An 18,105-nucleotide genomic window follows, 5' to 3' on the forward strand; every position below is an offset into this window, starting at 1 on the left:
TTTTCTCCTCTGCTGCTTTTGCACAAATAGTGCCACGGGTTGGATGGCCTACCGGTCGGACGAAGCCGGGCAATTACCAGATCACTTTCGCTGCCCGCGCTCGCGCGCCCTTCGTACCTGGCGGCTTTGCGTCGCTTCCAGCGCTGCGCGCTCTTTCGTCTGCTTCTTTTCCTGTCGCTTGCGCCGCAGATGGCGCCCGAGAAAAAAGCTCCCTACGCCGGTGAAGCTGGCCAGCACCACACCGAGCGCGCTCAGATCGAAGTTGGAAAAGTTCATCAGAGCACCCGCACGATCGACGCCGGCTTGAAGCCCAGGTCCGCCGCCTTGCCCTTGCGGCCGCGGCTGCCGCGCGCATTGTTCAGCGTGCGGATTTCCAGCGTCTCGTCGCGCTCCTTGCCGCCGCGGCCGATGCCTTCGATCTTCACGCTGCGCGTGTAGGCTGCAGCGCCCGCCAAGGTGTCTTTCGGCTCCAGGTCGATCAGCATCATTCCGCGTCCACCCTTCGGAAGCGCCTTGAGCTCGGTGATGTCGAAGGTCAGGATGCGCCCGCCTGCCGAGGCACAAGCGACATGCGTGGCAGCCGGCAACGGCTCGACGCCGACGACGCCCTTGCCCAGCGGCGCCTGTGCCGCATGCACCAGCGACGGACGGCAGAGCTGCTCGCCCTCGCCCAAGTCGATGAACGCCTTGCCGCTGCGTTGCCGCGACATCATGTTTTCGACCGCTGCAATGAAACCGTAGCCGCCGGTGTTCGAGATCAGCAGGCTTGCGCCGGCCGCACCCGCGAAGCAGTGCGCGACCTGCGTCCCGCTGTCGATCTCGATCAGCGTCGTCAGTGGCTGTCCGTCGCCGCGACCGCCGGGCAGCGAAGCCACCGGCACCGTGTAGACGCGCACGCTCTTGTCCTTCGCCGTGCCGAAGACCAGCAGCGTGTCGACCGTGCGGCATTCGAATGCGCCATAGAGCGCGTCGCCGGACTTGAAGCTGTATTCGGTCACCGCAGCGCCGCCAGCGCCCGCCGGTGCCGCAGCGCTGGCCCAGCCCTTCTGCGCCCGCACCCAGCCTTTTTGCGAAACGATCACCGTCACCGGTTCGTCGATGACCTTGACTTCGGCGACGGCGCGCTTCTCGGTCTGGATCAGCGTGCGGCGCGGATCTTCGAAAGACTTCGCATCGGCCTCGATCTCCTTGATCAGCAGGCGACGCAGCAACGCCGGACTGCCGAGGATGTCGTCGAGCTTCTTCTGGTCTTCACGCAGGCTCTTGAGCTCCTGTTCGATCTTGATGGCTTCCAGCCGCGCGAGCTGGCGCAGCCGGATGTCGAGGATGTCCTCGGCCTGCCGTTCGCTGAGCGAAAAGCGCGCGATCAGCGCTGTCTTCGGCTCATCCGCCGCGCGGATGATCGCGATCACCTCGTCGATGTTCAGCAGGACGATCTGCCGCCCTTCGAGGATGTGGATGCGGTCCAGCACCTTGCCCAGGCGGTGCCGCGAACGCTTCTCGACTGTCTGCTCGCGGAACGCGATCCACTCGTTGAGCATCTTGCGCAGCGATTTCTGCGTCGGCTTGCCGTCGATGCCGACCATCGTCATGTTGATCGACGACGAGGTTTCCAGCGAGGTTTGCGCCAGCAGCGTGGTGATGAACTCTTCCTGGCTGATGCGCGAAGTCTTGGGTTCGAACACCAGCCGTACGGCCGCGTCCTTGCTCGACTCGTCTCGCACGGCATCCAGAACCGACAGAACGGCGGCTTTCACCTGCGTCTGGTCGGCGCTGAGCGCCTTCTTGCCGGTCTTGATCTTCGGATTGGTCAGTTCCTCGATTTCTTCAAGCACCTTCTGGGTGCTGACGCCCGGCGGCAGTTCGTTGACGACAAGTTGCCACTGTCCGCGCGCAAGCTCCTCGATCTTCCAGCGCGCACGCACCTTGAGCGAACCGCGACCGGTGCGGTAGGCCTCGGCGATATCGGCTGCGCTGCTGATGATCTGCGCGCCGCCCGGATAGTCGGGGCCGGGCACGATCTGCAGCAGTTCCTCGTCGCTGAGCTTGCCGTCCTTCTTGATCAGCGCAACGCAGGCGTCGGCGATCTCGCGTAGGTTGTGGCTCGGAATTTCGGTCGCCAGGCCCACCGCGATGCCGCTCGCGCCGTTGAGCAGCACGAACGGCAGGCGTGCGGGCAGCAGGCGCGGCTCGATGGTGCTGCCGTCGTAGTTGGGTATGAAGTCGACCGTGCCCTCGTCGATTTCATCGAGCAGCAGGCTGGTGATGCGTGCCAGACGAGCTTCGGTGTAGCGCATGGCCGCGGCGCCGTCGCCGTCGCGGCTGCCGAAATTGCCCTGGCCGTCGACCAGCGGATAGCGCTGCGAGAAATCCTGCGCCATGCGCACCAGCGCGTCGTAGGCGGCCTGGTCGCTGTGCGGATGGAAGCGGCCGAGCACGTCGCCGACCACGCGCGCGCTTTTCACCGGCTTGGCGCCGACCGTGCCGTTGGTGCCGCCGAAGCCGAGCCCCATGCGCGACATCGAATAGAGAATGCGCCGCTGCACCGGTTTCTGGCCGTCGCTCACGTCGGGCAGCGCACGGCCCTTGACGACGCTGAGCGCGTATTCGAGGTAGGCGGTCTGGGCGTAGTCGGCCAGCGTGAGCGTCGTGCCGCCGCCTCCGTCGTGGCCGTCGTCGGCGGGCAGGAGGTCGAGCGGGGGTTGGGAATCCATCGTCAATCGTTCTCGGAAAAAATCGGGTTGCTTATTCAGTAATCGCCGGTGGCACCGGTGGCAGGGCCGAAGTAGAGGCGGGCCTATCGGGCATGTACGGCGAAGTCGGTAGCACAGGAATCTGCAATTGCTGCCCGGACGGCATGTTGCCGCGGCCGATCGCGCCGCCCATCTCCATGCGGACGCGTCCCGGCGACTTGCCGCCGACGGCGGCGCGGCCCGATCCGCCCGATCCACTTGTAGCGCCCGGCTTCAGGTACGCATAGAGCTGCAGCACGGTCTGGACGTAGTTCTGCGTTTCGCGATAGTTCGGGATCCTGTTGCCCGCACGCTGCACCGCGCCTTCGCCCGCGTTGTACGCCGCGAGCGCCAGTTCGATCTGGCCTGGGAACATCGCGATCAGGTCGCGCAGGTAGCGCGAGCCGGCGGCAATGTTGATGCGCGGATCGAACAGCTTGTCCTCGATGGTCGTCCGCTTGTCCGCGGCAACGCCATAACGCTGCGCGGTCGCGGGCATCAATTGCATCAGGCCGACCGCTCCCTTTGGAGAGACGGCCTGCGCGTTGAAGCCGGATTCGGTCGCGACCAGCGCCTGCAGCAGTTCGTAGTCGATATCGTGCTTGCTCGACGCGGCCTGCAACGCGGATTTGGCTGTCTTGTAGCTGGGCGAAGCCTCGAACAACGCCAGCAGCGTTTGCGATGCATGCGGAACCTTGCCGCCGAGCAGAGGCGAACCGATGCCCTTCGCCGTGTCGAAACTCTGTCCGCCGCGAAAGAAGATCCTGTATCGCTCGTCCAGCTTCTCTGCGGCGAAATGCGCGGTGCCGCTGCTGTCGACGTAGCCGTAGATGTCGGCGGCCTGCACCGCCTGATGCGACACCAGCAGCGCGACGCACATCGACAGCGGCGCGAGCCAGCGCGCCAGCGATTTGCGAACGATCTCGTGCCTTTTCATATGTCGGTGAATGGATTGCGTGAATCGGTCAGACGTCGATCTCGACGTCGTCGGCGCGCAACTCCATGAGTTCGCGCCGTGCGGCCGCTTCGCCCTTGCCCATCAGCTTCGTGATTTCACCCTGTGTAGCCGTGAAATCCAGACGGCCCAACTGGACCTGCATCAGGCGACGCGTGTCCGGATTGAGCGTGGTTTCCCACAATTGTTCCGCGCTCATCTCGCCCAGACCCTTGAAGCGGCTGATGCTCCAGGCGCCCTCCTTGACACCGTCCTTGCGCAGCTTGTCGAGCGTGGCGACCAGTTCGCCTTCGTCGAGTGCATACACCTTCGAGGCCGGTTTCTTGCCGCGCGCCGGGGCGTCGATGCGGTAGAGCGGCGGCTTTGCGACGTAGACGTGGCCGGTGTCGATCAATTTCGGGAAGTGGCGGAAGAACAGCGTCAGCAGCAGCACCTGGATATGCGAGCCGTCGACATCGGCGTCGGAGAGGATGCAGACCTTGCCGTAGCGCAGGCCGCTCATGTCTGGCGCGTCGTTCGGGCCGTGCGGATCGACGCCGATGGCGACCGAGATGTCGTGGATTTCGGTGTTGGCGAAAAGGCGGTCGCGCTCGACTTCCCACGTATTCAGAACCTTGCCGCGCAACGGCAGCACCGCCTGGCATTCCTTGTCGCGGCCCATCTTGGCGCTGCCTCCGGCCGAATCGCCCTCGACCAAAAACACTTCGTTGTGACCGATGTCCTTGCTTTCGCAGTCGGTCAGCTTGCCCGGCAGCACGGCCACGCCGGAGCCCTTCCGCTTCTCGACCTTCTGGCCGGCGCGCTGGCGGGTTTGTGCCGCCTTGATCGCCAGTTCGGCCAGCTTCTTGCCGTAATCGACATGCTGATTGAGCCAGAGTTCGAGCGCCGGCCGAACGAAGCTCGACACCAGCCGCACTGCATCGCGCGAATTCAGCCGTTCCTTGATCTGCCCCTGGAACTGCGGGTCCAGCACCTTGGCGCTCAACACATATGAAGCGCGCGCAAACACGTCTTCCGGCAGCAGCTTGACGCCCTTCGGCAGCAGCGAGTGGAATTCGATGAAGCTCTTGACCGCCGTGAACAGGCCGTCGCGCAACCCGCTGTCGTGCGTGCCGCCGGCACTGGTCGGAATCAGGTTGACATAGCTCTCGCGCACCGGCTGTCCGTCTTCGGTGAATGCGACGCACCAGTCGGCGCCCTCGCCCACGGCGAAGTTCTCGGCATTCCTGTCGGCATGGCCGGCGCCTTCGAAGAGCGGAATCACAGGCTCGCCATGCAGCGTCTGCATCAGGTAATCGCGCAGGCCGCCCTTGTAGAGCCACTGCTGCGTGTCCTTGGTCTTTTCGTTGACCAGCGTTACGGTCACGCCGGGCATCAGCACCGCTTTACTGCGCAGAAGATGGGTCAGCTCGGCCATCGGCAGCGCGGCGGATTCGAAATACTTCGGGTCGGGCCAGGCGCGAACGGTGGTGCCGAGCTTGCGTTCGCCGGCTTCCAGCGCGCGAATCACCAGCGGCTCGATCACGTCGCCGGCCGAAAACGCCAGCTTCGCCACAGAACCTTCGCGGTGCGAAGTCACTTCGAGTCGGGTCGACAGCGCATTCGTCACGCTGACGCCGACGCCGTGCAACCCGCCCGAAAAGCTGTACGCGCCGCCAGAGCCCTTGTCGAACTTGCCGCCCGCATGCAGCCGCGTGAAGACCAGCTCGACGACCGGCGCTTTTTCTTCCGGATGCATGCCGAACGGAATGCCGCGGCCGTCGTCCTCGATGCTGACGGAGCTGTCCGCATGCAGCGTGATCCTGATCTTCTTGCCGTGCCCGGCAAGCGCTTCGTCGGCCGCGTTGTCGAGCACTTCCTGAATGATGTGCAGCGGGTTGTCGGTGCGGGTGTACATGCCCGGTCGCTGCTTGACGGGTTCGAGACCCTTCAGGACGCGAATCGAACCTTCCGAATATGCCGGCGCAGAGGAAGGTGCAGGAACTGTGGAGGATGTCTTGGGAGGGGTCGCCATGGGGCGGATTGTAGTGAGCGTCGAAAAACCACTGGATGCTCATACAGTTCACACATGGTTTTCCCGGAGCCGATGCGCCCGGAGCATCGCCGCTCTCCTCAAATATCAACAATGGTTGTCGCCGAAGCGCCGCCCGGCAATGCCCGATTGGCTACATTCGGTGGATGTCCTCCACACTGCCCTCGCCGACCCGGCCTACGCTGTCCATCAAGCAGGTACTGCTGTGCGGCGCCATGATCGTCACGCTGTCCATGGGCATCCGGCACGGGTTCGGTTTGTGGCTGCAACCGATCACGCAGGAGCAGGGCTGGACGCGGCAGACCTTCTCCTTCGCCATCGCGATCCAGAACCTCTCCTGGGGCGTGATCGGCGTTTTTGCCGGCATGCTGGCCGACCGGCTCGGCGCCTTTCGCGTCCTGTTGATCGGCACAGCGCTCTATGCGGCCGGACTCGCCGGCATGGCGCTTTCGCCGACGCCGCTGCTGTTCGCGCTGACGGCCGGCGTGCTGATCGGCGCCGCGCAGGCCGGCACGACCTACGCGGTGATCTACGGCGTGATCGGGCGGAACATCCCGGCGGAGAGGCGCTCCTGGGCGATGGGCGTGGCCGCGGCGGCCGGCTCTTTCGGTCAGTTCCTCATGGTGCCGATCGAAGGCCAGCTGATCGCGCGGCTCGGATGGCATACGGCGCTGCTCGTACTGGCCGCGGCCGTACTGCTGATCGTTCCGCTTGCGTTCGGCCTGCGCGAGCCGCGCCGCATCACGACCGGCGTGCAGCGTCAGCAAAGCATCGGCCAGGCCGTTGCCGAAGCATTCAGCTACCCGAGCTTCCGGCTGCTGATGGCCGGCTACTTCGTCTGCGGTTTCCAGGTGGTGTTCATCGGCGTGCACATGCCGAGCTATCTCAAGGACAAGGGCCTGTCGCCCGAAGTGGCCAGCTATGCGCTGGCGCTCATCGGCCTTTTCAACGTGTTCGGCACCTATGTGGCAGGCACGCTCGGCCAGCGGCTGGCCAAGCGGAAGATCCTGTCGGCCATCTATTTCGGGCGCGCAATTGCGATCTCGCTGTTCCTGATCGTGCCGATCTCGCCGGTCAGCGTGTATGTGTTCGCCAGCGTGATGGGTTTCCTTTGGCTGTCGACCGTGCCACCGACCAACGCGCTGGTGGCGCAGATCTTCGGCATCGCGCACCTTTCGATGCTCAGCGGATTCATATTCCTGGGCCATCAGGTCGGCTCGTTCCTCGGCGTCTGGCTCGGCGGCTTCCTGTACGACCGCACGGGCAGCTACGACGTGGTCTGGTATCTGTCGATCGCGCTGGGCGTGATGGCAGGGCTGATCAACCTGCCGGTGAAGGAACACGCCATCGTGCGGCCGACGACCTCGCCCGTTTCGGCCTGATTTCGGCATGATTTCGGATCCACCCATGCACCGCGCCGTCCGCGATCAGATCCTGAAGACCGCTGCCGGCGTGGTGGCGGTCGCCGTGCTCGGCGCCGTATTCCTCCTCTACACGCGGCCGGCGTTCATGGTGACCATGATCGACCAGCTCTGGGCCTGTTTCTGATGCTTCCGACGGCGGTGCCTTCGCCGTGGATCGTGCGCTGGTGCGATCTGATCGCGCCGGGTGGCAGCGTGCTGGACGTGGCCTGCGGCAACGGCCGTCATCTGCGCTGGCTGCATGCACGCGGCCATCGCGTGACGGGCGTCGACCGCTCGCCGGAAGCGCTCGCCAGCCTTGCTTCGCTTGCAAAGACGGGCGCCGAGATCGTCGACGCCGACATCGAAGGCGGCCCGTGGCCTTTCGCCGGCCGAACGTTCGATACCGTGGTCGTCACCAATTACCTCTGGCGCCCCCTGCTCGCGGACATCGTCGCTGCCGTCGCTCCGAGCGGCGTACTGCTGTACGAAACGTTTGCCGCCGGCAACGAAACCGTCGGCCGCCCGTCGCGCCCCGAATTCCTGCTGCAACCGGGCGAACTGCTCCGCGCCTGCGAAGGCCTGCACGTGGTCGCCTACGAAAACGGTTTCCTGGAGGGACGGGCGCGTTTCGTCCAGCGCATCGCGGCGGTTCGCGCGTCCGATTCCCTCCCATTTCCCGCCAAACTGAGCCCGGTAGAATGACTACTTTCGTCAACGACAAAGAGACCCCCTTGGAGCAACTGACAGGCAGCATCGTCGCGCTGGTCACGCCGATGCACGAAGACGGCAGCGTCGACTATCCCGCGCTCCGCAAACTGATCGACTGGCACATCGAGGAAGGCACCGATTGCCTGGGCGTGGTCGGTACCACCGGCGAATCGCCGACGGTCGATGTCGAGGAACACGGCGAAATCATCCGTGTCTCGGTCGAACAAGCCAGGGGGCGCGTGCCCGTCATGGCCGGCTGCGGTGCCAACTCCACCCGCGAAGCGATTGCGCTGGCCAGGTTCGCCAAGAGCGTCGGTGCGGATTCGCAACTCCAGGTCGTGCCCTACTACAACAAGCCGACCCAGGAAGGCCAGTACCAGCACTTCAAGGCGATTGCCGAAGCGGTGGGCGACCTTCCGATCGTGCTTTACAACGTGCCGGGCCGCACCGTCGCCGATATGGCGCACGACACCGTGCTGCGTCTGGCCGAAGTGCCCGGCATCATCGGCATCAAGGAAGCGACCGGCAACATCGAGCGCGCCCAGTGGCTGATACGCGATCTGCCGAAGGAATTCGCGGTGTATTCGGGCGACGACCCGACCGCCGTCGCGCTCATGCTGTGCGGCGGTCAGGGCAACATCAGCGTCACCGCCAACGTGGCGCCGCGCAAGATGCACGAGCTGTGCGTGGCAGCGCTGGCCGGCGACGTCGCGACCGCCATGCGCCTCCAGTTCGAACTGATGGCGTTGCACCGCAACCTGTTCATCGAACCCAATCCGATTCCGGTCAAGTGGGCGATGTCCCGCCTGGGCCTGTGCGGCGGCGCCCTGCGCCTGCCGCTCACCACGCTCGCCGAAGGCTATCGTCCCGCTGTCGAAGCAGCGCTTCGGACCACCGGGCTGCTCGCCGACTGAGCTTTTCGACACCGTGCGAGCGATTTGGCAACCTTTTCATGCCAGGTCGACTCACACTGCGCGGCCTCGAGCCGCTGCTAACCGATCGAACCCATTCCACCAAGGAAGACGACGTTGAAGAACCTTTCGCGATTCGCACTGCTGGCCCTTATCGCCAGCCTGACTGCCTGCTCGGTTTTCGAGGGCGACAAGATCGACTACAAGAGCGCCGGCAAGGCCCCGACGCTCGAAGTCCCGCCCGACCTCACGCAGCTCTCGCGCGACAACCGCTACGTGGTTCCCGGCGGTGCCGTGACCGCCAGCGGCTACCAGACCGGCATCACCAACGCCCCCGGAGCGCCGACTGCGGTCGCCGCCGTCGGCGACGTTCGCATGGAACGCGCGGGCAACCAGCGCTGGATCGTCGTCAACCGTCCTGCCGACCAGCTCTGGGATCCGATCCGCGATTTCTGGCAGGAAAGCGGCTTTCTGCTGACCACCGACCAGCGCAATCTCGGCATCATGGAAACCGACTGGGCCGAGAACCGCGCCAAGCTGCCGCAGGACATCATCCGCGGCACGATCGGCAAGCTGCTCGATTCGGTCTATTCGACCGGTGAACTCGACCGCTTCCGCACGCGTCTCGAGCGCACGCCGACCGGCACCGAGATCTACATCAGCCACCGCGGCATGGAAGAGGTCTACACCAGCTCCAGCACCGGCAACCAGAAGGACGGCACCATCTGGCAACCCCGCGCGGCCGACCCCGAACTCGAAGCCGAATTCGCTCGCCGACTGATGGTCAAGCTCGGCGTCACGCAGGAGCAATCGAAGGCGCTGGTCGCCACCGGCGCACCGATGCAGACGGCCCGCGTGGCGACGGTCGGCGGACAGCCGGTAGTCCAGATCGCCGAAGGCTTCGACCGCGCCTGGCGCCGTGTCGGCCTGACGCTGGACCGCACCGGCTTCACCGTCGAAGACCGCGACCGTAGCGCCGGCACGTACTTCGTTCGCTACGTGACGCCCAATCCCGACAAGAAAGAGCCGGGCATCTTCGCGAAGGTCATGAGTTTCGGTAAATCGGCCACTGCCGAGGCGCCGCTCAAGCTCCGCGTCGTGATCAAGAGCACCGGCGAAACCTCCGTCGTGTCGGTCCTGAACCAGGCCGGCGCACCGGAGACTTCAGCGAACGCACAGCGCATCGTCAAGGTGATCGCTGACGACCTGAAGTAAGGACCACGGAGACAAATGCTGCGCTTTCGCAGCCTCGGCAGCGGCAGCACCGGCAATGCCACGCTGGTCGAATCGACCAGCGGCGGCCGTCGCACGCGGCTGCTGGTCGATTGCGGTTTCGGCATCCGGCAGATCGACAAGCGGCTGGCGGCAGCCGGTCTGGTCGCGGGCGATCTCGACGGCATCTTCGTCACGCACGAGCACGGTGACCACATCGGCTGCGTGCATGCGCTTTCGCGTCGCAGCAGGATTCCGGTCTGGATGAGCGAAGGCACGTGGCTCGCGACCGGCGGGCACGATTACGAAGGCCTGCTCAACCTGGCGCGCGACGGCGCGACGATTTCGCTCGGCGACATGTCGGTCGATCCTTTCACCGTGCCGCACGACGCGCGCGAGCCGCTGCAATTGCGCATCACCGACGGTGCGCGCCATCTGGGCGTGCTGACCGATCTGGGCCACGCAACGCCGTATGTGCTGTCGCGGCTGGTCGGGCTCGATGCGCTGCTGCTGGAATCGAATCACGACACCGATCTGCTGGCGGCTTCCGCCTATCCGGGTTTTCTCAAGCTGCGCGTCGGCGGCAACTACGGCCATCTGTCGAATGCAGCGGCAGCGGACATCGCCCGGGCAATTCATCACCCGGGCTTGCGACACGTCGTCGCGGCGCACCTGAGCGAGCAGAACAACCGGCCGGATCTCGTGCGCCGCTCGCTTGCGGACGCGCTGGGCGCCAGCGAGGACGAGATGCTGACCGCCAACGCGGCGGACGGATCGCCCTGGCTCGACGTCTGAGCGAGAACCGCCGGCCCGCCGTCGGAGCTCAGATCGAGCGTTGACGCATCGCCTCGTACAGGCAGACGCCGCTGGCGACCGACACGTTCAGGCTTTCCACCGCACCCGCCATCGGGATGCTGATCAGCTCGTCGCAACTCTTGCGCGTGAGCTGGCGCATGCCGTCGCCCTCGGCGCCGAGCACCAGGGCCAGCGGGCGCTTGAGGTCGGTCTGGTACAGCGTGCCCGGCGCGTCGTCGCTGGTGCCGACGCACCAGATGTCGCGCTCCTTGAGCTCGCCCAGCGTCCGCGACAGATTGGTCACCATCAAATACGGCACCGTTTCGGCCGCGCCGCTGGCGACCTTGGCCACGGTGGCATTGATGCCGGCCGCATGGTCCTTGGGCGCGATCACGGCATGGGCGCCGGCACCGTCGGCCACGCGCAGGCAGGCGCCGAGGTTGTGCGGATCGGTCACGCCGTCGAGCACCAGCAGCAGCGGCACCGTGCCGGCCGCCTCCAGGCCTTCGAGCAGTTCGTCAAGCGAATGGGTCTGGGGAATGGGTTCGACGCGGGCGACGACGCCCTGATGGCCGTGGCTGCCGCTGAGCTTGGACAGACGCAGGCCGTCGGCCTCGACCAGACGCACACCGGCATCCTGCGCACGCGCCATGAACTGCTTCATGCGCGCATCGCGCCGGCCGACATCGAACAGAACCTCGATCACCGAGGCAGGCGCAGTCTTGATACGAACGCCGACGGCATGGAAGCCGAAAATCACTTTGGGAGAAGACATCGGGGGATTATCCCCGGCGCCCCGCTCGTCAGCCTTTCAGGTAGTGCCAGAGCAGCAAGGCCGCGACCGCCGCGATGCTCCACACCAGCGGCGCGCCCCAGGCACTCCCGCGTACCCGGCCAGGCTCCGCCATCGGATCGCCGAGCATGGCTGCGGCGCTGTTGCGCGCGGGTGCTTTCGTCGACGGCGCTTCGTGGAAGGTGGCGAAGATCGAATCGCCGTGCTCGGCCGCGTTCGTACGCGCGATGGCTTCGGCGGCTGCCGCGGAGGCTGCGGCCACCGATGCGAGCGCCTGTCGGTCGCCGTTGCGATAGCGATCCACCGCATCTCTCGCGTCCGCAAGATCGAGCCCCGTGTGCTCGCGGACCCGCTGGATGGCTTCGACGACGTCGCCTTGGTCGATGGCAGCGATGGCGTCGGGCGGAAGATTGGTCATGGCGGGCTCCGATGGCGTTCGTTCGGTTGCGGCGCCTCGTCGATCAGGCTGCCCGCTTTTCGTCGGCCGCAACGCGCCCGGCATCGATCGTGATGCGGCGCTCGCACTGGTCCGCGATGCCGCGATCATGCGTCACGAGCACCAGCGTGGTCCCCAGCTCGCGGTTGAGGTCGAACATCAGCTTCATGACCTGCTCCCCCGTTGCGAAATCGAGGCTGCCGGTCGGCTCGTCGGCCAGCAGCAATTGAGGCTGCACGACGAAGGCGCGCGCCAGCGCCACGCGCTGCTGCTCGCCGCCGGAAAGCACTTTCGGGTAGTGGTTCAGCCGCTTTCCGAGACCGACGCGGCCCAGCATTTCCGTAGCTGCCTTGCGGGCATCGCGCCGATCGGCGAGTTCCAGCGGCAACATGACGTTTTCGAGCGCGCTGAGGTTGGCTAGCAGCTGAAAGCTCTGGAACACGAAGCCGACTTTCTTGGCCCGCAGTGCGGCCCGGTCATCCTCGTCGATGGCGAAGATGTCGTCACCGGCCAGCTTCACCGTGCCGCGCGTCGGCGTGTCGAGACCGGCGACGATCGACAGCAAGGTGCTCTTGCCGGAACCCGAGGCGCCGACGATGGCCGCAGTCTCCCGCGCGCCCAGGGTGAAATGGATGTCCTGCAGAATGTCCAGCGTCCCGGTCGAGTCGGTGACGGACTTGAAAACATGCTCGACGGCGACGATCGCAGCGTGCGCTTCGGATGGAACTTTGGACATTGAAGGATTGGATGAAAGGCTTGGTGTGTTGAATCGACGTCACTTTATCTTGGCCGGAACACTGGCCGGCTCAGCGGGGTCTTGGATCGGTGCGCAAGCGCAGTCGACGTCAGGCAAAACGGGTTCGCCGGTGATTCTGGTCGTCGGCGATTCGCTGTCGGCCGAATACGGCCTGAAGCGCGGCGAAGGCTGGGTGCCACTGATGGAAAAACGACTCGGCCAGCAGAAGATTCCGGCGACGGTGATCAATGCCAGCATCAGCGGCGACACGAGTTCCGGCGGCCGTGCGCGGCTTGGCGCGTTGCTCGCGCAGCACAAGCCGACGCTGGTCGTGATCGAACTCGGTGCCAACGACGCGCTGCGTGGACTTCCGATCCAGAACACGCAGGACAACCTCACGCAGATGACCAAGGCATCGCAGGCTGCCGGCGCGCAGGTGCTGATCGTCGGCATTCAGGTACCGCCCAACTACGGCGGCGACTACCTCCGGCGCTTCGAGCAGATGTTTCTGGACGTCGCCAGGGCAACCAAGGCAGCGATCGTGCCTTTTCTTCTGCGCGGCGTGGCAGACGGGCCGGACGCCGCAACCTTGTTCCAGGCAGATCGCATTCACCCGGTCGCTGCAGCCCAGCCACGCATGCTGGACAACGTCTGGCCCGAGTTGCGGAAGCTGCTTCCGAAGTAGATGACTTCACGAGATCAGGAAGCAAAAAAGCCGCCGACTGCATTGCGCAGTCGGCGGCTTTTTCAGTTATCGAACGACGGAATGCGAAAGCTCAGCCGTTTTTCGTAGGAAGGACCGGTGCGGTCGGTGCATCGTGTTCCAGCGATGCGACGTCGGTTTCCGGATCGCCGGGTGCAAGCCCGTCGCTGCTCGGACTGAGCTTGCGCTGTTCCTTGTCGCGAAGCTTGTCTTCTTTTTTCTTTCTCTTGGCCAGTTCTTTCTGGCGCTTCTCGTAGCCGTAGTTCGGTGTTGCCACTTCTTCTCCTTGGGGCAAGCAGTCTGGATGACTGCAATGTTGTCTGACTGTACGCGATTCCGTTGGCTCTCAAAGTGAGCCGAGCGCCCGTTCGAGATCGTTCTGCAGGTCTTCGACAGCCTCCAGTCCGACCGAGAATCGCACCAGCGTTCCTCGATGCGGCCAATGGGAAACCCCGGCATCGCGCATCAGGCCGATGTCGTAGGGCACCACCAGGCTGATCGGTCCGCCCCATGAATAACCGAGACGGAACAGTTTCAACCCGTCACAGAAACGGTCGACCTGCTCGGCGCCGAAGCGCTCGTCGAAGACCACCGAGAACAATCCGGCGGCGAGATTGTTTTCGCCGCAGAGCCGGTCCCAGTTCTCGTGACCCGGCGAGTTTTCGAGGGCCGGGTGGAGCACCTGCGCGATCTCGTCGCGCGTCTCGAACCATCGCGCCAGCACGCGTGCGGAACGGTCATGCGCTTCGTAGCGCAAAGCGATGCTCGGCAGTGCCCGCAACAGAGTCTCGACGTCGCCGACACCGACACCCCAGCCCATGCGCATGTGCGTGAGCTTGAGCGCCTGGTGCAGGCGCGCGTCGCAGGTCGTGACGCTGCCCATCAGCACGTCGCCACCGCCGCTTGGATACTTGGTCAGCGCGTGGGCGGAAATATCGACGCCCTGCCCGCTGCCGTTGAAATCGAAAGGCTTGAACGCCAGACCGGCGCCCCAGGTGTTGTCGAGCGCAGTGACGACGCCACGCGCCCGGCAGACCGCCACCAGCGCCGGCAGGTCCGGAAATTCCATCGTGACCGAGCCGGCCGCTTCGAGCCAGACCAGCTTCGTGCGATCGCTCAGCTTGTCCGCGAGGTCGCGCGGGTTCATCGCGTCGTACATGCGATGCGTGACGCCGAAATTCGCCAGTTCGCCAGCGGCCAACGCCTTGTTGGGACCGTAGGCGTTGTCGGGGATCAGCACCTCGTCGCCGCTCTTCAGCAGCGCGAAAGCCACCAGCGAGATCGCAGCGAGTCCGCTCGGCACGAGAAGACACTCGGTCGCGCCTTCGAGCGATGCAAGACGCGCTTCGAGCGTGAACGTGGTCGGCGTACCGTGCAGTCCGTACGTATAGCCGGCCTTGGTTTTCCAGTCGCGCGCGCGCATCGCTGCGACATCTGCGAAGAATACCGTCGACGCCTTGTGAATACCGGGAAGCGGCGCGGCAAAGGTCGCCGGCGGCTTGTAGGGATGATGAATGAGGTCGGTGATCGGCTTCTGCATTCTCAGACCGACCACTTCGTCAGCAGCTTTTCCGGGCCGGTGGTGTCGTAGCTCTCGAACGGCTGATGAATCCACGGATTGGTCGCGAGGAACTCGACCGAATAATCAGGCGTGAAGGTCGATACTGCCTTCGTCCAGATAACGGCACTGCGCAACTCGGTGATGGGCGCGTAGTTGTCGCGCAGCATCTTCATCACCGCATGGAGCGTGTGGCCGGAATCCGCGAGGTCGTCGACCAGCAGCACCTTGCCTGCGATCTCGCCCTTGGGCGTCGTGATGAAGCGTGCCAGGTCGAGATGACCCTGCACCTTGCCGGCGTCGGCGCGGTACGAACTGGTCGACATGATCGCCAGCGGCTTCTGGAAGATGCGCGAGAGAACGTCGCCCGGACGCATGCCGCCGCGTGCCAGGCACAGGATGGTGTCGAACTCCCACTCCGACTGGTGCACCTTGATCGCCAGCTTCTCGATCAGGTTGTGGTACTCGTCATAGCTGACGTAGAGATGCTTGCCGTCTTCGGTCAACATGATGGATGTCCTGTTCAGTCGGCGAGGTACGGGTGGCGCATCATGATCGTGTGATCGCGATCGGGGCTGGTCGAAACCATGTGGATCGGCACGCCGGTCACCTGCTCGATGCGCTGCAGGTACAGCCGTGCGTTGACCGGCAGCTTGTCGTACTGCGTCACGCCGACCGTGCTGTCGGTCCAGCCTTCGAGCGTTTCGTAGACAGGCGTGCAGCGCGAGATCTCGTCGGCGCCCATCGGGAGGATGTCGGTGTGTTCGCCATCGAGCTCGTAGCCGGTGCACAGTTCCAGCTTCTCGAGCCCGTCCAGAACGTCGAGCTTGGTGATGCACAGGCCCGAAAGACCGTTGACCTGCGCAGAGCGCTTAAGGAGCGCCGCATCGAACCAGCCGCAACGGCGGCTGCGGCCGGTGGTCACGCCCTTTTCGGCGCCGATGGTGCTCATGTGATAGCCGGGCGTGCCCGGCGTTTCCCAGTCGAGCTCGGTCGGGAAAGGTCCACCGCCGACGCGCGTGCAGTACGCCTTGGTGATGCCGAGCACGTAATGCAGCATGCCTGGACCGACGCCCGAGCCTGCCGCGGCGTTGCCGGCCACGCAATTGCTGGAAGTGACGTACGGATAGGTACCGTGGTCGACGTCGAGCAACGTGCCCTGCGCGCCTTCGAACAGCAGATTGGCGCCGGCCTTGTGCGCATCGTTGAGTTCGCGCGACACGTCGGCCATCATCGGCTTCAGCAATTCCGCATGAAGCATCGCTTCGTCGTAGACGGTATCGAAATCGATCGCCGGCGCGTTCAGCACCTGCGTCAGCACATGGTTGTGCAGGTCGAGCAGCACATGCAGCTTCTCGGCGAAACGCGCCGGATGCTTCAGGTCCTGAACGCGCAGCGCGCGGCGGGCTATCTTGTCTTCGTACGCCGGACCGATGCCTCGACCGGTGGTGCCGATCTTCTCGATGCCGCCCTTTTCGCGGTAGAGCTCCCGCGCGATGTCGAGCGCCGCATGGAAAGGCAGGATCAGCGGGCAGGCCTCGCTGATGCGCAGGCGCGACCGCACTTCGACGCCCGCCTTCTCCAGCCCTTCGATCTCCTCGAACAGCTTGGCCGCAGACAGCACGACACCGTTGCCGATGTAGCACTTCACGCCCGGTCGCATGATGCCGCTCGGGATCAGGTGCAGCGCGGTCTTCACGCCGTTGATGACCAGCGTGTGGCCTGCATTGTGGCCGCCCTGGAAGCGGACGACGCCTTGTGCGCTTTCGGTCAGCCAGTCGACCAGTTTGCCCTTGCCTTCGTCGCCCCATTGGGTGCCGACGACGACCACGTTTCTGCCTGTGGTAACGCTCATGATGTTTCGCTTTTCAAGATTCAAATGGCTTGGACATTCCACCGGCCCGACTGCTCGACGAGCTCCCGGTCGCAATGAAACTCGTCGATTTCGCTGTCGTGTCCCGGAAGCACGCAGACCACGGTTTCGCCGCTCGCACGGAGCGCGGCGATGGCGACGCGCAGATCCGCAGCGTCGTTCCATGGCGCGCGGATGGCCGCGCGCAACGGCCGTGCCGGCAGCACGCCGACCAACTCCCGCAGGTCAACGCTGAAGCCGACCGCCGGCCGGTTGCGACCGAATACCGCGCCCACCTCGTCGTAGCGCCCGCCGCGCACCAGCGCATCGGCCGCCCCGTCGACATAGATGCCGAAACGCATGCCGCTGTAGTACGCATAGCCGCGCAGATCCGAAAGATCGAAGCTGACCTTGGCGCCATCGAGACGCGATGCCAGCAGCTTCAGGTCGGCAAGTGCCTGGGCGACCGGCGGCGTTGCCGGCAGGACCCGTGCGGCCTCGTCGAGGACCGCTGCATCGCCATAAAGCTGCACCAGTGCAAGCAGACCTTCGCGAGACGCGGCCGGGAAATCGCGCGTCAGCGAACGCAGTTCGCTCGCATCCTTGGTCGCCAAGGCGGCATGAACGCGCGCCAGCACCTTGGCATCGGTCGTCACGCCATCGAACAGCGAATCCACGATGCGCGCATCGGCCATGTCGACGATGGCGCCGTTTGCGACGCCTGCCGCGTGCAGGCAGTCGAGCGCAAGCCGCAAGATCTCGGTGTCGGCTTCGAGCCCGGCGTGACCGTAGATTTCTGCGCCGAGCTGCAGCGGCTCGCGTGTCGCATGCGGACGGTCCGGCCGCGTGTGCACGACCGGGCCGCAGTAGCACAGCCGCGTCACGCCTTGACGGTTGAGCAGGTGCGCGTCGATGCGGGCGACTTGCGGCGTCGTATCGGCGCGCAGCCCCATCGTTCGACCCGAAAGCTGGTCGACGAGTTTGAAGGTTTGCAGGTCGAGCGCTTCGCCGGTGCCCGAAAGCAGCGACTCAAGGTGCTCGAGCAACGGCGGCATCACCAGCTCATAGCCGTAGCCACGAGCGGTGTCGAGCAGTTCGCGTCGGAGTTCTTCGATATGGCGTGCCTCGGAGGGCAGCACATCGGCAATGTGATCCGGTAGGACCCAAGCGGACATTGGAATCGGAGCGTGGTTAAACCGGAATTCTACCGGGACGCGAAGGCGTGGCTGCGCGTGCTTCGTCGGGGGCGTTAGCTATGCGAAGAGCATTGGCTCTTCGC

The 18,105-nt window shown here is 64.9% G+C and carries 19 protein-coding genes; 7 read left to right on the plus strand and 12 right to left on the minus strand.

What is annotated here, in order from left to right; translation table 11 throughout:
- Window positions 1-81: 81 nt before the first annotated feature.
- From ACSFA3_RS05300 to ACSFA3_RS05315, 4 genes are all read right to left on the minus strand, one after another.
- Window positions 82-276, minus strand: coding sequence for a hypothetical protein (locus tag ACSFA3_RS05300; protein WP_435504333.1), 195 nt, complete (start codon window positions 274-276; stop codon window positions 82-84).
- On the minus strand, window positions 276-2,714 hold the full coding sequence (gene parC / locus ACSFA3_RS05305) for a DNA topoisomerase IV subunit A (RefSeq protein WP_435504334.1): 2,439 nt from the start codon (window positions 2,712-2,714) through the stop codon (window positions 276-278). Before parC ends, ACSFA3_RS05300 begins: the two co-directional genes overlap by 1 nt.
- Before the next feature lie 31 nt (window positions 2,715-2,745).
- Entirely contained in the window at window positions 2,746-3,612 is an 867-nt protein-coding gene (locus ACSFA3_RS05310; protein ID WP_435504968.1) for a lytic transglycosylase domain-containing protein, read from the minus strand.
- 85 nt (window positions 3,613-3,697) lie between these two features.
- Window positions 3,698-5,701, minus strand: a complete 2,004-nt coding sequence (locus ACSFA3_RS05315; RefSeq protein ID WP_435504335.1) for a DNA topoisomerase IV subunit B — start codon at window positions 5,699-5,701, stop codon at window positions 3,698-3,700.
- Between the two features lie 164 nt (window positions 5,702-5,865).
- Between ACSFA3_RS05315 and ACSFA3_RS05320 the strand changes: the two genes are divergently transcribed.
- From ACSFA3_RS05320 to ACSFA3_RS05345, 6 genes are all read left to right on the plus strand, one after another.
- Window positions 5,866-7,101, plus strand: a complete 1,236-nt coding sequence (locus ACSFA3_RS05320; protein ID WP_435504336.1) for an MFS transporter — start codon at window positions 5,866-5,868, stop codon at window positions 7,099-7,101.
- 25 nt (window positions 7,102-7,126) lie between these two features.
- Entirely contained in the window at window positions 7,127-7,267 is a 141-nt protein-coding gene (locus ACSFA3_RS05325; protein WP_435504337.1) for a hypothetical protein, read from the plus strand.
- Complete coding sequence (locus ACSFA3_RS05330) at window positions 7,267-7,824, plus strand: class I SAM-dependent methyltransferase (RefSeq protein WP_435504338.1); 558 nt, start codon at window positions 7,267-7,269, stop codon at window positions 7,822-7,824. The genes ACSFA3_RS05325 and ACSFA3_RS05330 overlap by 1 nt, the downstream gene beginning before the upstream one ends.
- On the plus strand, window positions 7,821-8,744 hold the full coding sequence (gene dapA / locus ACSFA3_RS05335) for a 4-hydroxy-tetrahydrodipicolinate synthase (protein ID WP_435504339.1): 924 nt from the start codon (window positions 7,821-7,823) through the stop codon (window positions 8,742-8,744). Before ACSFA3_RS05330 ends, dapA begins: the two co-directional genes overlap by 4 nt.
- A gap of 114 nt (window positions 8,745-8,858) precedes the next feature.
- Entirely contained in the window at window positions 8,859-9,956 is a 1,098-nt protein-coding gene (gene bamC / locus ACSFA3_RS05340) for an outer membrane protein assembly factor BamC (protein ID WP_435504340.1), read from the plus strand.
- A 15-nt stretch (window positions 9,957-9,971) separates the two neighbouring features.
- Window positions 9,972-10,748 (plus strand): MBL fold metallo-hydrolase, encoded by a 777-nt coding sequence (locus ACSFA3_RS05345; RefSeq protein WP_435504341.1) that lies wholly within the window; start codon window positions 9,972-9,974, stop codon window positions 10,746-10,748.
- 28 nt (window positions 10,749-10,776) lie between these two features.
- Here ACSFA3_RS05345 and rlmB read toward each other — a convergent pair whose 3' ends face one another.
- Genes rlmB through ACSFA3_RS05360 form a run of 3 tightly spaced genes read right to left on the minus strand, consistent with a single transcriptional unit; the run spans window position 10,777 to window position 12,713 of the window.
- On the minus strand, window positions 10,777-11,523 hold the full coding sequence (gene rlmB / locus ACSFA3_RS05350) for a 23S rRNA (guanosine(2251)-2'-O)-methyltransferase RlmB (protein ID WP_435504342.1): 747 nt from the start codon (window positions 11,521-11,523) through the stop codon (window positions 10,777-10,779).
- Window positions 11,524-11,551: 28 nt separating this feature from the next.
- Window positions 11,552-11,959, minus strand: a complete 408-nt coding sequence (locus tag ACSFA3_RS05355) for a hypothetical protein (RefSeq protein ID WP_435504343.1) — start codon at window positions 11,957-11,959, stop codon at window positions 11,552-11,554.
- Between the two features lie 43 nt (window positions 11,960-12,002).
- On the minus strand, window positions 12,003-12,713 hold the full coding sequence (locus ACSFA3_RS05360; RefSeq protein WP_435504344.1) for an ABC transporter ATP-binding protein: 711 nt from the start codon (window positions 12,711-12,713) through the stop codon (window positions 12,003-12,005).
- Between the two features lie 85 nt (window positions 12,714-12,798).
- Between ACSFA3_RS05360 and ACSFA3_RS05365 the strand changes: the two genes are divergently transcribed.
- Window positions 12,799-13,398 (plus strand): arylesterase, encoded by a 600-nt coding sequence (locus tag ACSFA3_RS05365; RefSeq protein WP_435504969.1) that lies wholly within the window; start codon window positions 12,799-12,801, stop codon window positions 13,396-13,398.
- Between the two features lie 91 nt (window positions 13,399-13,489).
- Here ACSFA3_RS05365 and ACSFA3_RS05370 read toward each other — a convergent pair whose 3' ends face one another.
- The 5 genes from ACSFA3_RS05370 to ACSFA3_RS05390 form a co-directional block, all read right to left on the minus strand.
- Complete coding sequence (locus tag ACSFA3_RS05370) at window positions 13,490-13,693, minus strand: hypothetical protein (protein ID WP_435504345.1); 204 nt, start codon at window positions 13,691-13,693, stop codon at window positions 13,490-13,492.
- 69 nt (window positions 13,694-13,762) lie between these two features.
- Entirely contained in the window at window positions 13,763-14,956 is a 1,194-nt protein-coding gene (locus tag ACSFA3_RS05375; protein ID WP_435504970.1) for a PLP-dependent transferase, read from the minus strand.
- Window positions 14,957-14,958: 2 nt separating this feature from the next.
- A complete protein-coding gene (locus tag ACSFA3_RS05380; RefSeq protein ID WP_435504346.1) occupies window positions 14,959-15,483 on the minus strand; it encodes a phosphoribosyltransferase in 525 nt (174 codons plus the stop codon).
- A 14-nt stretch (window positions 15,484-15,497) separates the two neighbouring features.
- Window positions 15,498-16,829: an adenylosuccinate synthase gene (locus ACSFA3_RS05385; protein ID WP_435504347.1), complete on the minus strand. Its 1,332-nt coding sequence runs from the start codon at window positions 16,827-16,829 to the stop codon at window positions 15,498-15,500.
- A gap of 20 nt (window positions 16,830-16,849) precedes the next feature.
- Window positions 16,850-18,001: an ATP phosphoribosyltransferase regulatory subunit gene (locus ACSFA3_RS05390; protein WP_435504348.1), complete on the minus strand. Its 1,152-nt coding sequence runs from the start codon at window positions 17,999-18,001 to the stop codon at window positions 16,850-16,852.
- Window positions 18,002-18,105: the final 104 nt, after the last annotated feature.

Origin of the sequence: Variovorax glucosi, from assembly GCF_051216695.1 — a bacterium.
In the GTDB taxonomy this organism is placed as follows: domain Bacteria; phylum Pseudomonadota; class Gammaproteobacteria; order Burkholderiales; family Burkholderiaceae_C; genus Variovorax.

What these genes read in the sequence shown, in the direction of transcription:
- ACSFA3_RS05300 (WP_435504333.1), bottom strand. Translation starts at nt 276, where the DNA reads ATGAACTTTTCCAACTTCGATCTGAGCGCGCTCGGTGTGGTGCTGGCC.
- parC (WP_435504334.1), bottom strand. Translation starts at nt 2,714, where the DNA reads ATGGATTCCCAACCCCCGCTCGACCTCCTGCCCGCCGACGACGGCCAC.
- ACSFA3_RS05310 (WP_435504968.1), bottom strand. Translation starts at nt 3,612, where the DNA reads ATGTGCGTCGCGCTGCTGGTGTCGCATCAGGCGGTGCAGGCCGCCGAC.
- ACSFA3_RS05315 (WP_435504335.1), bottom strand. Translation starts at nt 5,701, where the DNA reads ATGGCGACCCCTCCCAAGACATCCTCCACAGTTCCTGCACCTTCCTCT.
- ACSFA3_RS05320 (WP_435504336.1), top strand. Translation starts at nt 5,866, where the DNA reads ATGTCCTCCACACTGCCCTCGCCGACCCGGCCTACGCTGTCCATCAAG.
- ACSFA3_RS05325 (WP_435504337.1), top strand. Translation starts at nt 7,127, where the DNA reads ATGCACCGCGCCGTCCGCGATCAGATCCTGAAGACCGCTGCCGGCGTG.
- ACSFA3_RS05330 (WP_435504338.1), top strand. Translation starts at nt 7,267, where the DNA reads ATGCTTCCGACGGCGGTGCCTTCGCCGTGGATCGTGCGCTGGTGCGAT.
- dapA (WP_435504339.1), top strand. Translation starts at nt 7,821, where the DNA reads ATGACTACTTTCGTCAACGACAAAGAGACCCCCTTGGAGCAACTGACA.
- ACSFA3_RS05345 (WP_435504341.1), top strand. Translation starts at nt 9,972, where the DNA reads ATGCTGCGCTTTCGCAGCCTCGGCAGCGGCAGCACCGGCAATGCCACG.
- rlmB (WP_435504342.1), bottom strand. Translation starts at nt 11,523, where the DNA reads ATGTCTTCTCCCAAAGTGATTTTCGGCTTCCATGCCGTCGGCGTTCGT.
- ACSFA3_RS05355 (WP_435504343.1), bottom strand. Translation starts at nt 11,959, where the DNA reads ATGACCAATCTTCCGCCCGACGCCATCGCTGCCATCGACCAAGGCGAC.
- ACSFA3_RS05360 (WP_435504344.1), bottom strand. Translation starts at nt 12,713, where the DNA reads ATGTCCAAAGTTCCATCCGAAGCGCACGCTGCGATCGTCGCCGTCGAG.
- ACSFA3_RS05375 (WP_435504970.1), bottom strand. Translation starts at nt 14,956, where the DNA reads ATGCAGAAGCCGATCACCGACCTCATTCATCATCCCTACAAGCCGCCG.
- ACSFA3_RS05380 (WP_435504346.1), bottom strand. Translation starts at nt 15,483, where the DNA reads ATGTTGACCGAAGACGGCAAGCATCTCTACGTCAGCTATGACGAGTAC.
- ACSFA3_RS05385 (WP_435504347.1), bottom strand. Translation starts at nt 16,829, where the DNA reads ATGAGCGTTACCACAGGCAGAAACGTGGTCGTCGTCGGCACCCAATGG.
- ACSFA3_RS05390 (WP_435504348.1), bottom strand. Translation starts at nt 18,001, where the DNA reads ATGTCCGCTTGGGTCCTACCGGATCACATTGCCGATGTGCTGCCCTCC.